The following is a 16,312-nucleotide window of genomic DNA, read 5'->3' on the forward strand; positions in this document are numbered from 1 at the left end:
AAGAATTTCAATTAAAAGTTGAGGCTTAATCCAAGGATAAAGGTACGAGGGCGTGGATATACTTCGTTATCAATTCCACTAAATACCTCGGGATCCAGCCCACTGTAATTGGTAATTACAAAGGCATTTTGCACGGTACCGGAAACACGCAGCGATTGTACCTGATCAAATAGATTGTTAAAGGTATATCCAACCGAAACGTTATCCATTCTCAGGAAGGATGCATTTTCAACGTAATGATCAGACTGATATTGAGCGCTACTGAATCCATAGTCATTAATATCGCTCATGGCATTGTTTAAGTAACCGGTACTGTTATACATAAATTCATAGACCATGTGATTAGACGCTACGTTGTTGTATACGTAATTTCCAATATTAGCCCGGGCAGAGAATGATGCATCCCAGTTTTGGTACTGAAGCTTGGATGATAATCCAAAAGTAAAGTCAGGTGCAGGATCTTGATAACGGTATTTGTCGTCAGCCGTAATTTGCCCGTCTTCATTACGATCAACATAAACACCGTCTAAAGGTTTTCCATTCTCGTCATATACCTGTTCGTATACATAGAACGAACTTCGGGGATTACCTTCACTGTGGATCTGAATAGTATTGCCAACTCCACCCGAAATTCCACCGGTTTCAACACCGATATAGTCTTCGGATTGTACGTTTGTGAGCTTGGTAATTTTATTAACGTTGTGGGTAGCATTAAATCCAACTTCAAGATACGTATCTTCTTTAGAGATCAAGCGTCCGGTAATATTGGCTTCAAGCCCCTGAACTTCCAATGTTCCAATGTTTGAAAGTATTCGGTTCGTGAAGTTTGTTCCGGCCGGTACGGGAATAACATTCAACAGATCATCCGTTACACGGTGATAGGCTTCCAGAGAACCGAACAGTCGGTCGTCAAAGAATCCATAGTCCAACGCAATATTATAAGTAGTTGTTTCCTCCCACTTTAGATTAGCGTTGTATCCCTCAGGTCGCAGGGTGGTCACAAACTCATTGCCGAACTGGTAACGAGCTGTTGGTTCACTGGCCGTATAACGTGCAAGGTAAGGATAGTCACCCTGATTAATGCGCTGCTGGCCGGTTACACCGTATCCTAAGCGAAGTTTCAACTGGTTTAAGTTCTCAAAACCATCCATGAAGGATTCTTCGTGGATTTTCCAAGCCAGAGCAGCAGATGGGAAAAGTCCCCAGCGCTCGTCTTTAGAGAATCGAGATGTACCATCTTGGCGCAAGGTGGCGGTCAACAGATACTTGTTGTTGAAAGTGTAATTCAACCGACCGAAGAACGAAACAATATAATGCTCGGTTTTAAAGTCGGTGTTTTCATTGACAACCAGGGTATCTGCTGTATTGTAATTGGTAACGTAGTTCGAGCTTTCCTCATAATGATGCTCCCATGAGTAACCGGCTGTTACATCAAGTTTGCTATTAACAGAGGGTAGCTCATTTTTGTAATTCAGGTAAAAGTCGAGCAGTTCGTTTTCTTTGCGCTGATCGTACTCAGTACGGATACCATTTGGTTGACCTTGGCCAACATATTCAAAAGCGGCCTGGTCAGTGACCAAATAATTGCCATCAGCTACATCCGAATAGTCATAACCGAGATTTAACGTTGCAGTTAGGTTTTCTTCAAAAGGGAGGGTGTAATCAAACTTAGCGCTACCGATTGATCGATAAACTTTAGATTCGTCAGTCGTTTGTTCCAATAGGGCCATTGGATTTGACGGAGCAATTGAAATAGGATTACCATTCTGACCCGTCCATGCATAATAATTTCCAAATGCATTATCAGCACTAACCGGCTTAGTCGGATCAAACGTTACAGCGGATCCAATAGCACCGCGATTGGCAAAGCGGTTATCAACCTGAGAGCCTTTGATGTTTAAGTCAACTTTAAGCTGATCATCAAAAAAGGTGGGATTAACCGCAATTGAACCGGTAAAGCGATCCATGTTAGAGGTTTTGAGTATCCCGTTGTTGCCGTTAAAGCCAAGAGAAATACGATAGGGAACACTTTGGAAGGCACCCGTTAAACTAATGTTATGTTCTTGACTAAAAGCATTCTCATATATTTGATCTTGCCAGTCAGTATTTGCTTCACCCAGCAACTGTTGAGCAGAAGGATTCAGTTGCTCTTCTACAACAGTTCGGAACTCATTAGCTGAAAGTACATCAAGTTCTTTGGTTTTGGTCTGGAAAGAGAACTTGCCAGTATAGTCAACAGCCAAGGCCTGATCGGCGGTACCTCGCTTGGTGGTAATAAGAACAACACCATTAGAAGCACGTGAACCATAAATGGCCGTTGCCGAGGCATCCTTCAGGATAGAGATTGATTCAATGTCATTGGGATTAATCGTGTTCAGGGGGTTACGCATTCCTGAAACATCGCCACCACCCAGTGGAACTCCGTCTATGACATAAAGCGGGTTATTATCTGCAGAAAGGGAGGACCCTCCGCGAATGCGTATAGTAGCTCCGCTACCAGGGGCACCGTCGTTTGAGGTTACCGTTACACCGGCCGCTTTGCCTTGAAATAATTCTTCCGGAGAGGTGATAGCACCTGCGTTAAAATCATCAGAATTTACCGACGTAATTGATCCGGTATTATCATCTACATCCTGTGTCCCGTAACCGATGACTACAATATCTTCGAGTTGTTGGACATCGGGGGAAAGGGTTACATCAATGGTTGTTTGTCCATCGATTGGGACTTCTTTTTTAATATATCCTACAAAGGAAAAGACCAGCGTATCTTGCAACGAGGGTACATTTAATGTAAAGGTTCCGTTTGCAGTAGAAGCAGTTCCGCGTTCGGGCATATTTTTAACAGTAATATTAACGCCCGGCAGGGTTTCCCCGCTTTGAGCGTCTGTTACCGTTCCCGATACGGAAGTCTGCGCTAACCCGGGGACTGTGAGCCCCAGTATCAGACATGACGTAATGAGTAGCTTTTTGATTGGTATCATAGAGGTTGGTTTAGATTATTGTGGATAAGTCTGAACATGTTCTTTAATTGAGATAAAAAATCTTTCAATATTTTTAGTTTACACCCGATATGTAAGCGCTTTCATCATACATAAAAAAATTAATGGTCACCACGATATGTAAGCGCTTTCATATCCACTCATAGGTAACAATTTATGAGGAGATATTCAAGTAAATACGTACCGTCGGTATTATTTTTTTATGCTTTAGGTAAGCACTGTATTTTGACAATATCGTCAATCAAGTAAAGCTGGTATCATATAAAAATGAAATGATTATGATTCATATTAGGTTATAAATTATTCCAAATTGCAAAAATTAGTGAAGAGGTAAATGAAAAATCTGAAGACTACTGTTCATACATTAGGTGAGTTAAAGGAATCGGGCTGGGAATCAATTTCTGTCAAAGAAGAAATAAGGCAAAACCTTATTGCAAAAATAAAATCCGGAGAAACCCTTTTTCCCGACATTATGGGCTATGAAAAGTCTGTCATTCCGCAGCTACAGCATGCCTTGTTGGCGAAACACGATATTATATTGCTGGGGCTTCGAGGGCAGGCTAAGACCAAAATACTGCGCCAACTAACATCTTTTCTGGATGAATATATGCCCATAATTGAAGGTTCTGAAATCAATGATGATCCCTTTAACCCGGTTTCTAAACAAGCACGAGAATTAGTTGATGAAAAGGGAGACGACACACCAATAAGTTGGGTGCACCGTAGCGAACGCTATGGCGAGAAACTTGCAACCCCCGACACGGCCGTGGCCGACCTTATCGGTGATATCGATCCCATTAAAGCGGCAGCCCAAAAATTAACGTTGGCCGATGAGAATGTCATCAATTTTGGTTTGGTACCAAGAACCAATCGCGGAATTTTTGCTATTAACGAACTGCCTGACTTGCAGCCACGTATTCAGGTAGCGCTTCTTAATATTATGCAGGAACGTGATATCCAGATTCGAGGCTTCAATGTTCGTATTCCGCTGGACGTAATGATGGTATTTTCGGCCAATCCCGAGGACTATACCAACAGGGGAAGTATTATTACGCCGTTGAAAGACCGCATTGATTCTCAAATTTTGACGCACTATCCCAAAGAGCTGGAAACGGGAATGAAAATTACCCAGCAAGAAGCATGGATTTCCCGCGATGGGGCCGTAGATGTTATGGTTTCTCCGGTTATCAAGGAATTGCTGGAGCAGGTTGCTTTTGAGGCCCGTGAATCAGAATACATCGATCAGAAAAGTGGGGTTTCTACTCGCATGCCGATTACGGCGATGGAACAGCTTATTTCTGCAGCTGAACGCCGGGCTCTGGTAAATAATGAATCTGAGACCCAGGCTCGCATCACGGATGTATTTCATATTGTTCCTGCCCTTACCGGTAAGTTGGAGTTGGTATATGAAGGGGAACAGGAGGGGGCGATAAATGTGGCTAAGCATATTATTGGCAAGGCGATCAAGAAAACGTTTGCCCAGTATTTTCCCGATCCTGCAGAACAGAAAAAAAGTGATGAGAATATGTATCAGCCGGTGCTTGATTGGTTCGCCGATGGCAATACATTGAATATCAGCGATAAAATGAGTCAGAAAGAGTATGAAGACCTACTTAAAGGCGTTACCGGGCTCTCATCATTGGCATCAGAAAATTCACTGCTTGATAAAGATAACGATCTATATGTGATCATGGATTTAATTATTGAAGCATTGCACCAGTATTCAATGGTCGGGAAAGAGGATCTGGACAATGCACGCAGCTATTCTGATATGCTGGGAAGTATGCTCGGCTCTATTGATAATCTGGATGATTTCGAGGATTTTGATGAATGATAGTGATTGCAAGTAGGCTTGTAAGCCCTTATATTTACCGACCGAATTAAGCAATAAAGAAATTTAATGATCCCATGAAAGACGGAATTCACCCAGAGTACAAAGAGATTACGGTTGTAATGAGCGATGGTACCGAATTTAAAACTCGCAGTACGATGGATACCAATGACGGTGTGTATCAAAGCGAGGTTGATTCCAAAAACCATCCTTTCTATACCGGTAATATGAACTATCAGAAGAAAGCAGGTCGTATCGATCGCTTTAAGAAGCGTTACGGCAAGCAAGACGACTAATATTTTCTGGAAGCCTAATGAAATTCGGGATGCATTTCATAAAGAGATGCATCCCTTTTTTATTTGATGATTTTTTTTAACCTAATGAGTATTGGTCATGGATGTTTTAAAATATACTGTCGGACCTTTTGCTGAAAATACCTACCTGCTTTTGGAAGGGAATCAGGCTTTAATTATTGATCCCGGTTTTTTAGAGGATTCCGAATATCAAAAAGTAAAAAAACACTTTGATGAACAGGATGTAGAATTATTAGCGGTTGTATTAACGCATGCGCATGTGGATCATGTGCTGGGATTACAAAAGGTTCTTGATGATGTTGATATTCCTGTTTATTTGAGTAATAAGGACCGTTACCTGTGGAATAATTTTGGCTCACAAGCAGCCATGTTTGGGTTCACCTCCGATGGGTTTTCTTTTGAACCCGATGTGTTGCCGGTTACTGAAAACTGGTCATTGGGCAACTTTTCTTTCGATGTTCGATACACACCAGGTCATGCGCCCGACCACGTTTCTCTATATAGTAAGGCTGATGGCTTGGTTATCGCAGGAGATGTCCTTTTCAGAGAGGGTATAGGACGTACTGATCTATATAAAGGTGATTTTAAGGTACTGGAACAGTCTATCCGCGAGCAGTTATATATGCTACCGGAAGATACGGTGGTATATCCCGGACATGGAGAAAAAACAACCATTGGCCACGAAAAGCAGGCCAATCCTTTTGTAAAAGCGTAGACAGCGAGCGTTACTCTTTTTCGTTGCTGTCTTGATCCTGCAAGGTTTTAAGCCGATTGATTTCCTTCTGATACTCCGCACGCTTATCAGGTTTTAATTGTTTAAGTCGTTCGTATGTTCTGATGGCGGCCCCAAGTTTTCCCTGTCGTTCATGTATTTGGGCCAGCGTTTCCGAGACAATATCGTCAACATCATCGGCCGATATATTCTTTTTTGTTTTATCTTCTGATTGTTTTGTCTCTTCCGGACGTATGCGCTTTGATTCAACAGAAGAAAGCTTTTGGATGAGCGAATCCAAATTTAATACGGGGCCTGGTTCATCAATCGAATGCGTGCTTTTTTGAGTAGAAGCGGTATCGGTTTCAGGCGTCCAGGCTTCGAATGTATTGGGATGGCTCAGATAGTAATGCAGTTTCTCAAAAAACGGGCTGCCGGGTGCAAATATACGAGCTTTGAGCGCTTCATCGACAGCTTGATCGTCCATTCCTTCTAAGTGATAAAACCATGCCAGTAGAAAATGTCCTACCGCATCAGGTCCGCGTTTCTTAAGCTGTTTTTTAAGTCGTTTTGTAGCTTCAATGGGCTCCTTGTCGAAATGTTCGGCATAAGAAGCCAATGATTTTGGAATTTTAAAGGGTAACTGAGGCATCTTTAAATTATTACTGATTCCCGGCCAATGTATGCACTTAATATTATATAAATAGATTTGTGGAGCCCATCAAAATATTATTCCGCTCTACCAATCACTCACCGCATCGTTAAACATATTGTTGGCTATTTGATTGAGTGCTTCAACAGCCGCGTTTGTTTCTCCTTCAATGGGGTTTTCGTTAGTATCATATGTTTCTGATCCGCTGAATGTGCTGCTCCATTCAGCCTGCTCTTTGTCGGTATACTGAAAGGTAGCCCGTACCGAAATGGTAACTTCGTTTAAACTGCTTTGGCCTTCGCCGGTTACGCTGAATGGCTTATTGGCATAATTGACAATGGATCCTTCCAATACGGCATCAGCACCATCCCTTGAATTCGAAAGTTGTAGTCTTGTTTGATTAATAAATCGATCAACAAGGGCGGTATTAAGTCGATCACTTAAATTTCCAACTCCGCCGGATGATTGATCGGCAAAGAAGGGAATATAAATAGTGTTAACATCTTCCGGAATAGATGTCCCGGTAAAGCTGTATCGAAAACATCCGCTTAGGGCAACAGTGATAAGCAGTAAAACAAAAAGCCCCCGTTTTTTATTGCAGATCATATTGGTCCAACTTGCGATAAAGAGTTCGTTCGCTAACGCCCAGCGCTTCGGATGCTTTTCGACGATTTCCATCGAATTTTTTGAGAGCTTGCTCAATCAGAAATTGCTCCGCTTTTTCTATTGAGGGTACTTCATCATCATTAAAAAACTGATAGAATAAATTTTCATCTTCAGATTCTTCTTCAGAAATATCTGCTTCGGCAAAAGATTCAACGCCGCCGATCTCCTCATCAGCAGCATTGCCAATATCTACGTCCATTTCAACGTCAGACATATTGCTTTGACTAAACTCGTCCTGGATGTTTTGAGGAAGCGCCTTCATGTTTTTTTGCGAAAATGTGGAATAGAGAAATGTCCCAAGCATTTTCTTTAAATCCCCAATATCGCTTTGCAGCTCAACAAGGGCTCGGTAAATGAGGCGTTGATCATCATTCCCAAATGCTCCGTTTGAATCTCGTTGTGAATCTTGATCGGCAAGGACAGGCAGGTTATCGGCTGACCCTTCGTGCTGTCGTCCCTTGAGATATTTCTGAAGTTTTTCGGTATCAATAAATTGCGATTTTTCGAGCACTACCAGCTGCTCGGCTACATTGCGGAGCTCTCGGACGTTCCCCGGCCATCGGTACGAAATTAAAAGCTCTTTTGCATTATCCGAGAAACCCTTGAAGACAGAATCGTATTTGGCAGAAAATTCAGTAACGAATTTTCTGAAAATAGGGATAATGTCATCGGGTCGTTCGCGAAGAGGGGGAAGTTTTACTTTTACGGTATCCAGTCGGTAATAAAGATCTTCGCGAAAATCTTCATCTTGAACAAGCTGCCATAAATCCTTGTTAGTGGCAGCTAATACTCGTACATCTGTCTTGCGGACTTTGCTGGAACCAACTCTAAAGTATTCGCCCGTTTCAAGGACTCGCAATAATTTCACTTGAACATTGGGAGGAGTATCTCCAATTTCATCCAGAAAAATGGTACCGCCATCGGCTTTTTCAAAATACCCTTCACGCGACTCATGAGCCCCGGTAAAAGCCCCTTTTTCGTGTCCAAATAGCTCGCTCTCAATAATGCCTTCGGGGATAGCTCCACAGTTTACAATCACCATGTTTCCATCTTGGCGATGGCTGATCTCATGAATGGCTTTGGCCGTTACGTCTTTTCCCACACCACTTTCACCTTCCAAAAGCACGGTGATATCCGTATCGGCCACCTGTATAACTTTATCAATAACCTGCTTGAGCGCGGCAGATTCTCCAATAAGTCCAAATCGTTCTTGAAATGCTTCACGATCCATAGGGGAGAAGCTCGTTTAAATAAAATTTATATTAAAACTCTTTTGTATAGGTAAAGGTAATAATTACTGCTTTAGATACATAAAGAATAAGCAGCAAGTGTTATAACGGGAGCTCTTTTACAAGCGTTTCTCAGCAGTCAATTATCGGGTGTTAATAGATAAGTTGCTGAGATATAATTCAATTATGCAGCGACTGTTTCCTGGCTGTACTCCTGAATGCTGCTTTTTTTGATGACATCTCCCATCAATGTAGCAGAAGTACAATCCGTAATCGTAACCTCAACGTAATCACCTTTTCCAAGGTGATCTTCGCGATCGAAAACAACCATTTTATTCGTATCAGTACGTCCGCATAACTGTTCATCGGAACGCTTACTGGTGCCTTCAACAAGTACCAGGTGACGTCGGCCAATTTCTTTCTTATTGAGCTCTTCTTGGATATTCATTTGCTGCTCGATAATCTCAGAGAGGCGACGTTTTTTAACATCTTCCGGTACATCATCCTCATATTTCCGCTGTGCTAATGTTCGTCCACGCTCGGAGTAGGCAAACATATAGGCCAAATCATACTTTACTTCAGCCATCAATGACATGGTATCTTCATGCTCTTCTTCCGTTTCGCCACAGAAACCGGTAATAATATCCGTTGAGAGTGTAACGCCCGGAATGATATCGCGCATTTTTTTAACGAGATCTAAATACTGCTCTCGAGTATAGGGACGTCGCATGCGTTCGAGTACGTCATTATTGCCCGACTGTGCCGGAATGTGAATATAGTTACAGAGGTTCGGCTGCTCGGCGATAATTTCAAGCAATTCCTCAGGGAAATCCTTGGGGTGTGGCGATGAAAAGCGAATACGCATCTCCGGATCAACCTGGCTGGCCTTGTACATCAGGTCGGCAAAGGAGTTCTCCCCATCGTCGTAAGAGTTAACATTTTGTCCAAGCAGGGTAACTTCTTTGTAGCCCTGATCGCTAAGTTGTTGGAGTTCTTCAATGATGCTCTCAGCGGTGCGGCTTCGCTCACGTCCACGAGTAAATGGCACTACGCAAAACGCGCACATATTGTCACAGCCGCGCATGATCGTAACAAAAGCGCTAACGCCGTTATCATTTCTGCGCACCGGCTTGATATCGGCATACGTTTCTTCGAGGGAAAGAATAGTATTCGCAGCCTTTTGCCCGTCATCAACATCAGAAAGCAATTTGGGTAAATCACGATAGGCATCAGGACCCACAACGAGATCAACAAGCTCTTCCTTTTCCATGATCTTTTCGCGGATGCGCTCTGCCATACAGCCCAGCACGCCCACCGTCATATCGTGGTTTTGACGTTCGCGTTTCATTGCTTTAAACTCTTTAAGGCGATTCCAGACGCGCTCCTCAGCATTATCACGGATAGAGCAGGTGTTGATAAAAATGACTTCGGCATCTTCGGGCTCGTTGACCGGCTGCATACCTTCCTCCATCAAAATGGAGTTTACAATTTCGGTATCAGAGACATTCATCTGACAGCCGTAGGTCTCAATGTAAAAGTTCCGTTGATCCACTGTGGACAATGTTTTATTCCTGATTATTTAGACTGGTGAATATAAGAAGAGATTCGCTCTTTATGAAGCTGATGTTAGGGGAAGTTTAACTGAGTATTTATAAAAAAGGCTCGCAAAGTATTGGGCTTTACGAGCCTAAATTAGGAAACCAATAGCCATCAACTAATAATAAATTCCTAATTTGGCCAGGTTTCGGGTTGTTTACGCCACTCGGCCAGTGTTTCGAGATCAGATTCATCTACATAATTGTTTTTACTGGCCACATCGATAAGCGTAGCATAGTCGGTAAGCGTAAACATGGGTACCTTGGCTTTTTCGAAACGCTCATTGGCCTTGTCAAATCCGTAAGTGAAAATGCTGAGTACTGCTTCGATATCGGCGCCGATAAACTGCAGGGCTTCGACCACTGAAATAGCCGATCCACCGGTCGAAATCAGGTCTTCAATAACAACGGTGGTTTCTCCCTTTTGGATACCACCCTCAATCTGATTGCCAAGTCCGTATGCTTTAGCTTTGGCACGGACATACGACATTGGCTTATCCATATTTTCTGCCACCCAGGCCGCGTGCGGTATGCCCGCTGTGGCTGTTCCTGTAATGACATCCACTTCGGGATATTTGTTGGAAATAAATTCCACAAATTGTTGAGCAATCTTTTTTCGGATTTTGGGATACCGCATCGTCAGGCGGTTATCACAATAGATGGGCGAATTCCACCCCGACGACCACGTAAAAGGATCGTTGGGACGCAGGATTACCGCGTTGATGTCCAGTAAATCAAGGGCGATTTCTTCTGAGAATGTTTGATCAATAATCATATACAATTGTTAATAGTTCGTGTGCTGATCAACGTTAATGATAATAAAAATGTCGTTACTGATTGATTAGCATATTGTTAAATAATCTCTAAAACATATAAAAGTCCCTGCATACATATCAGGGCGTAGAATCCGGCTAACAAATCATCCGCCAGAATGCCCCAGCCTCCAGGTAGACTTTGCAATTTATTTACTCCGAGGGGTTTCTGTATATCAAAAAAGCGGAAGAAGATAAATCCAGCGAGCAGCAAGAGCAGATCTTGTGAAAGGATGCCGCTAAAAGGGATGGCGATAAATGCCATGGCTTGCCCGGCAAATTCATCCATCACCAGGGGAGAGGGGTCGCCGCCCCATTCTTTTTCGCATTCCTCGGATACCCAAACGGTGATATAGGAAAATAGTGCTGTTATGAGGGCCATGCCGTACCACGGACTATATAATCCCACAAAGTAGATAGGGAAAAGGGCAAAAAAGCTGCCCCAGGTTCCTGGGGCGTTTGGTAAAAATCCGGAATAAAAAAAACTACCGAGTATCGGTTTTAGTTTTGGCATCGCTCTGTTTTAAAAATATTTTTCTATTAATTAAAATGTATTCTATTCCCGAGTAAACGGTTATGGCCACAATGATCATCATCAGCCAGCCTAAAATTCCTGACTGAAGGAGTTCTATACAGTAACTGCTGAGCCAAACATCTGTTTCGATAAAAACGCCCACCATCAGTACCAGGTAAAGAAAGAACATCTGGCTTAAGGTTTTTGCTTTGGCCGTCATCCGAGTATCCATCGTAAAGTCGCGGTAATCAGCCAACATGCGCATACCGGTGACAAAAATATCCCGGAAAACAATAACACCAATAGCCCACCACGGAAATTGTGCGGCATCAATAAAGGGCAAACAGATAAAACCTGCAAAGGTTAAAAACTTATCGGCCAATGGATCTAAAAATACCCCGTAATCGGTTTCGGCGCTGTACATACGGGCGATATATCCGTCAAAGAAGTCGGTGACGACAGCGACCGCAAAAATACCTACACTAAGGGCACGCCACACCACTTCATCCTGTACATACAGGATTAAGAAGATGGGGGCCAGAATAATACGGATCGTACTTAATATGTTGGGTATTTGTCGCACGGTCAAAAGATAGTAATTGTTAAAGAGAATTAAATCTTTTTTGTGATGCAATAATTAGCTTCGAAAAGCTGCCAGAGTTTGATATTTTGATCAACGATTTTGTTAAAACTAAATATTGATGTTGCATGCAGTGCCGGATTATATCTATCGGAAATGAATTATTGATTGGTGATACCGTAAATACCAATGCCAGCTGGTTGGGCAATGTACTTACCGAGGTGGGCATTGATGTGACCCACATTTATACTATTGGTGATGATCTGGCTACGATGAAGGATATTTTATCGGAGGCACTGTCTGCTACGGATCTTATTATAACGACAGGTGGGTTGGGACCTACCCATGATGATATTACCAAACGAGCGGTTACCGAGCTTTTTGATTGTGAATTGGTTCTTGAGGATTCGGTACTGGATTTTATTAAAAAGGTATTCAAAAAGCGCAATATTCCTTTTAGCAAGTCCAATTATCACCAGGCTGAGGTTCCCGACTGCTGCGAAGTGCTTTTTAATACGCATGGGACGGCCCCCGGCATGTGGTTTGATCGGGGATCGGTAAAGCTGGCTGTTTTGCCGGGCGTTCCACACGAGATGAAACATCTGGTGAATGAAAAGGTGATACCCAAAGTACGAGCTATAAATGGAGATACGGAATTTCGACGATCACACTATATTACGACTGCCGGGATTGGGGAAAGTACACTTAGCGATGAGGTCGTTGGTTCGCTTGTTGACGTATTACCCGAGCACGTAAGCGTAGCATATCTGCCAAGTCCGCAGGGCACACGCATTAGAATTAGTGCGTACGGCAGTTCAGATGATGAAATTGACGAGCGAATTGCTCCGGTTCGGGATCATATCAAACAAAAGGCTGAAAAATATATTATTGGTGAAGGCAAAGACCTGAACCTGGCGAAAGCGGTTGGTGACTTATTAGTGGAGCACGAGATGTTAATAAGTGTTGCAGAAAGCTGTACTGGCGGTTATCTGGCGAATGCCATAACCGATGTTCCGGGCAGTAGTCGGTACCTGATGGGTGGCCTTGTTGCGTATGCCAATCAGGTTAAAGAAAACCAACTTGGGGTTTCAACGGACGATCTAAATAGCCACGGCGCTGTAAGTAAGCCAGTGGCGCTGCAAATGGCCAAAGGGGTTGCCAAACAGTTAGGGGCTGACATAGGCGTTTCAACAACGGGGATTGCCGGTCCCAGCGGTGGAACCGAGGAAAAGCCGGTGGGGACGGTTTGGATTGGATTCTGGAATCAAGATGAGCATTTCGCTATTAAAGCTCACTTTACAAATGATCGCCAAATCAATAAAGAGCGATCGGGTGCCGTTGCTTTAGAGATGGTAAGGCGATCGATCATGGGAATCAAAGAAATGCCATACGGCTTCAAAAAATATCCGGCTTGAAAGTATTACGCACTACATACTTGCTTTTGATGCTGCTGGCGGGATGGCAAGCGGTGGCTGTTGCGCAGGTCGATTCTACTGCTGTAGATTCTGTAGCGTTCGATTCTGCGGCAATAGATACCCTCTTTTTATATCCCCCGGAATTTCCTTTAGCAGTTACTGATACCACTTCTTTAAATACTGTAGCAACAGACACTCTTTTTCGTTTTCCTCCCAATTTAACTGCATTGCAAGATACCACGGGTCAACTCGTAGCAGAAGAAAAGAAAGAGCTTTTTAAAGTTAGGCCCTGGGAATTTCATTCACCATTGGGAGCTGATCGGACGGCTACCGACAGCACGCTACGATGGCAGCATTGGTCGGATTGGATCTATAAGCTTAATCGAGAACCCGGCATCATTAGTTATCGATTGGGAACCAACATTCGTTCCAATGCGGTACAGCGCAATGCTCACGAACCGCGTCACCAACAATTATATTGGGAGGATATCTCGTTAAATGATCCCGTATCCGGAGTGGTGAATTGGGGACTGATTCCTGAAAATAAGATTGCCGATTTTTATACCCGTGATTTGGGTACGGTCCACGAATCACGGTTTTATCATCACCAATATTATATAAACAAGCCGCTTTCCAGGCTGATTTATAGCGAGAGCAAGTTCAACTATCGCAATCTGGAGTTTGAAGTGAGCCATAATTTGTCACAGCGGACCAATGTTGAGTTAAGCTACTGGGATCGAAGATCCGGCGGAGAGTATAGCAACTCCGAAATCACTGGACGCCAAATTTATTTAAAGGCCAGCCATCACTTAGGCCAAGACAAATACTTAAAGCTTAATTACATCACTAATAGTTATGATATTGGTGAACCTTTTGGGTATAACATGGCGGATATGCGGACCTTTAATTTTGATCGCTATGCAGCCTCGGCCGTTCAGTCTTCAGCTACATCGGAGCAAAAAAATAATGTATTGGCACTAAATTATTATCAGCGCAATTCGGACAGCACCCAAACAAAAGATAATTTCAGGGCGGGACTTTTTCATCGAAGTGATGAACGATTTTTGACCTCTCCAGGCGATAGTACCGGATATAGTTTGACATCAGTAGGAGCCAACACCCGCAAGTGGTGGCAGTGGGGAGGATTACAGCTGGAGGCCGGAGCTAAGGCCAAGTATTCTTTTAATAAAACACCGGCAAACAGGAGTTTTACAGCCGATGATTGGGCTAATATAAAAGCAGAAGGAAGTACGTTGATCGAGTTTATTCCGCTTATTGATTTAATGGCCGATGGGGAATTACAGATGCGATCCGATGGGTTTCAGTCTTATCAAATAAATGCCGAGGGTGAAATACCAGTTGGTAGATTTACCTTGACGGGCGGAGCATCTTCAGGTACTGTTATGCCTACCCCACAGCAATTGTATTGGGATTCGGGGCAATTTAACGGAAATCCCGATCTCGAGAATGAAAAGATCCAGGATGTGCGGGGAACGCTGAGTTATGGATTCAATCCTGACACTAAAATTGGAGTTCGAGCGCAGCACAAAGAGGTTACCAATGGTATTATGATTGCAGACAGTCTTTTTAGGAATGTGGATCGTTACGCCTCGCAATCGGCTACCGCCTTTTTTGAATGGGATTTAACCCACTTTGAATTTGAAGGGTCGGCTGTTTTCCATCGTTTTGCCGATAGCTATGTATCGCCAACCGGTACAATCCCGATGTCGTCACAGGAACGGGCTTGGTTGAAGGGAAGCGCTTATTGGAAAGGGTATTTGTTTGACCGTGCCACCTACGTGAAAGCAGGCGTTTCGGGGATGGCGGCTCCGTTTCGTTATCAGGCCGATCATTATAATCCCGAACTAAATTACTGGCAGTCAATGAGTAATGACCAGTCATTGCCGATGTTTAACAGGTTGGATGTTGATATTTCGGCACGAGTGCGTTCGATTATATTTATTTTGCGGTGGGAAAATGTGCTTGATGATGTTAGCCAACTCGGCTACTTTGAGACTGCTCAATACCCCATGTCGCAGCGTCGGTTTATTTTTAGCGTGCGGGCACTTTTCAGAAATTAAAAAATGACAAAAGGATGAGTTTAGGTTACGTCGTTAAGGAGGGCATGGCTGGAATCGGCCGTGCAAAATTGGCAGCATTTACGTCAATATTTTCACTGTTTATTGCGGTATTGCTGTTGGGATTATTGGCTCGTTTGGGCTATAACGGATACGAGGTAGCACAATCCCTTAAAAAATCTATTGACGTAGAAGTGTTTTTAATGGATTTGGACGAGCGAACTACGGATGAGCTCTCTGAGCGACTGGAAGAGGAGGATCTTGTTCAAGAAGTATCCTACATATCTAAAGACAGCGCAGCAGCTGTTTTTGAAGAGGAGTTCGGTTCTGCTGGAAGTTCATTGGCTGACCTCAAGTTTTTACCTGCTTCTTTTAAGCTGAATATTAATCCCAATGCTCAAATATCACAAGTGGATTCGCTGGTTGACAAGATTCAATCTTATCGCGGAGTGGATGAAGTACGGTTTAATCAGCAACTGCTGAAGCGAATAGAGTCAAACTTTGAGACCGCGGCTATGATGGGCGGGGGATTGGGTATCCTTATTTTACTGGCTTCAATGATTTTGGTTTTTAACACCATCCGACTTACGATTTATGCCAAACGAGATCTTATAAAAGCGATGAAGCTTGTTGGGGCTACCAATGGATTTATCCGCAGGCCGTTTGTAGTTGAGGGAATTATACAGGGATTAATTGCCGGACTGTTTTCGGTAGGGGTGATGTATGTTATATTCCACTATCTGCTCCCCCCATATTTGCCTCAACTGGGGGTTTTGGAGTGGCCTTTTGGGCGCTGGTATTATCTTAGTGGAGCCATGCTGCTATTAGCTGTTTTTATGGGATTTTGGGGAAGTCAATGGGCCGCCCGCAGGTTTATCAAAGAGACTTCCATTTCTTCTGAATAACAGAAGTCAT

The 16,312-nt window shown here is 43.3% G+C and carries 14 protein-coding genes; 6 read left to right on the forward strand and 8 right to left on the reverse strand.

Features of this window, described 5'->3' with window-relative positions; genetic code table 11:
• Nucleotides 1-11: 11 nt before the first annotated feature.
• The gene (locus ACQ76V_RS01795) at nt 12-2,981 is read right to left on the reverse strand and encodes a SusC/RagA family TonB-linked outer membrane protein (RefSeq protein WP_440998748.1); all 2,970 of its coding nucleotides are present in this window, start codon (nt 2,979-2,981) and stop codon (nt 12-14) included.
• Nucleotides 2,982-3,333: 352 nt separating this feature from the next.
• On the opposite strand from ACQ76V_RS01795, the gene ACQ76V_RS01800 reads away from it, so the two are divergent.
• The 3 genes from ACQ76V_RS01800 (at nt 3,334) to ACQ76V_RS01810 (ending at nt 5,859) form a co-directional block, all read left to right on the forward strand.
• Nucleotides 3,334-4,833, forward strand: coding sequence for a sigma 54-interacting transcriptional regulator (locus tag ACQ76V_RS01800; protein WP_440998749.1), 1,500 nt, complete (start codon nt 3,334-3,336; stop codon nt 4,831-4,833).
• Nucleotides 4,834-4,907: 74 nt separating this feature from the next.
• On the forward strand, nt 4,908-5,126 hold the full coding sequence (rpmE, locus tag ACQ76V_RS01805) for a 50S ribosomal protein L31 (RefSeq protein WP_440998750.1): 219 nt from the start codon (nt 4,908-4,910) through the stop codon (nt 5,124-5,126).
• A 97-nt stretch (nt 5,127-5,223) separates the two neighbouring features.
• Nucleotides 5,224-5,859: an MBL fold metallo-hydrolase gene (locus tag ACQ76V_RS01810; RefSeq protein WP_440998751.1), complete on the forward strand. Its 636-nt coding sequence runs from the start codon at nt 5,224-5,226 to the stop codon at nt 5,857-5,859.
• Nucleotides 5,860-5,869: 10 nt separating this feature from the next.
• Here the strand turns inward: ACQ76V_RS01810 and ACQ76V_RS01815 are convergent, their stop codons facing one another.
• From ACQ76V_RS01815 to ACQ76V_RS01845, 7 genes are all read right to left on the reverse strand, one after another.
• Nucleotides 5,870-6,508, reverse strand: a complete 639-nt coding sequence (locus tag ACQ76V_RS01815; RefSeq protein ID WP_440998752.1) for a hypothetical protein — start codon at nt 6,506-6,508, stop codon at nt 5,870-5,872.
• Nucleotides 6,509-6,595: 87 nt separating this feature from the next.
• Nucleotides 6,596-7,114, reverse strand: coding sequence for an LPS assembly lipoprotein LptE (lptE, locus tag ACQ76V_RS01820; RefSeq protein WP_440998753.1), 519 nt, complete (start codon nt 7,112-7,114; stop codon nt 6,596-6,598).
• Nucleotides 7,101-8,405, reverse strand: coding sequence for a sigma-54 interaction domain-containing protein (locus ACQ76V_RS01825; RefSeq protein WP_440998754.1), 1,305 nt, complete (start codon nt 8,403-8,405; stop codon nt 7,101-7,103). The genes lptE and ACQ76V_RS01825 overlap by 14 nt, the downstream gene beginning before the upstream one ends.
• Nucleotides 8,406-8,587: 182 nt before the next feature.
• The gene (gene miaB, locus ACQ76V_RS01830) at nt 8,588-9,955 is read right to left on the reverse strand and encodes a tRNA (N6-isopentenyl adenosine(37)-C2)-methylthiotransferase MiaB (RefSeq protein ID WP_440998755.1); all 1,368 of its coding nucleotides are present in this window, start codon (nt 9,953-9,955) and stop codon (nt 8,588-8,590) included.
• 176 nt (nt 9,956-10,131) lie between these two features.
• Nucleotides 10,132-10,773, reverse strand: a complete 642-nt coding sequence (pyrE, locus tag ACQ76V_RS01835) for an orotate phosphoribosyltransferase (RefSeq protein WP_440998756.1) — start codon at nt 10,771-10,773, stop codon at nt 10,132-10,134.
• A 77-nt stretch (nt 10,774-10,850) separates the two neighbouring features.
• A complete protein-coding gene (locus tag ACQ76V_RS01840; protein WP_440998757.1) occupies nt 10,851-11,324 on the reverse strand; it encodes a phosphatidylglycerophosphatase A family protein in 474 nt (157 codons plus the stop codon).
• Complete coding sequence (locus tag ACQ76V_RS01845; protein ID WP_440998758.1) at nt 11,296-11,907, reverse strand: CDP-alcohol phosphatidyltransferase family protein; 612 nt, start codon at nt 11,905-11,907, stop codon at nt 11,296-11,298. The genes ACQ76V_RS01840 and ACQ76V_RS01845 overlap by 29 nt, the downstream gene beginning before the upstream one ends.
• A gap of 125 nt (nt 11,908-12,032) precedes the next feature.
• Between ACQ76V_RS01845 and ACQ76V_RS01850 the strand changes: the two genes are divergently transcribed.
• Genes ACQ76V_RS01850 through ACQ76V_RS01860 form a run of 3 tightly spaced genes read left to right on the forward strand, consistent with a single transcriptional unit; the run spans nt 12,033 to nt 16,302 of the window.
• Entirely contained in the window at nt 12,033-13,319 is a 1,287-nt protein-coding gene (locus ACQ76V_RS01850; protein ID WP_440998759.1) for a competence/damage-inducible protein A, read from the forward strand.
• Nucleotides 13,316-15,400: a putative porin gene (locus ACQ76V_RS01855; RefSeq protein WP_440998760.1), complete on the forward strand. Its 2,085-nt coding sequence runs from the start codon at nt 13,316-13,318 to the stop codon at nt 15,398-15,400. Before ACQ76V_RS01850 ends, ACQ76V_RS01855 begins: the two co-directional genes overlap by 4 nt.
• A 14-nt stretch (nt 15,401-15,414) precedes the next feature.
• Nucleotides 15,415-16,302, forward strand: a complete 888-nt coding sequence (locus ACQ76V_RS01860) for a cell division protein FtsX (protein WP_440998761.1) — start codon at nt 15,415-15,417, stop codon at nt 16,300-16,302.
• Nucleotides 16,303-16,312 lie beyond the last annotated feature (10 nt).

It is taken from the genome of Fodinibius sp. SL11 (assembly GCF_052060035.1).
In the GTDB taxonomy this organism is placed as follows: domain Bacteria; phylum Bacteroidota; class Rhodothermia; order Balneolales; family Balneolaceae; genus Fodinibius.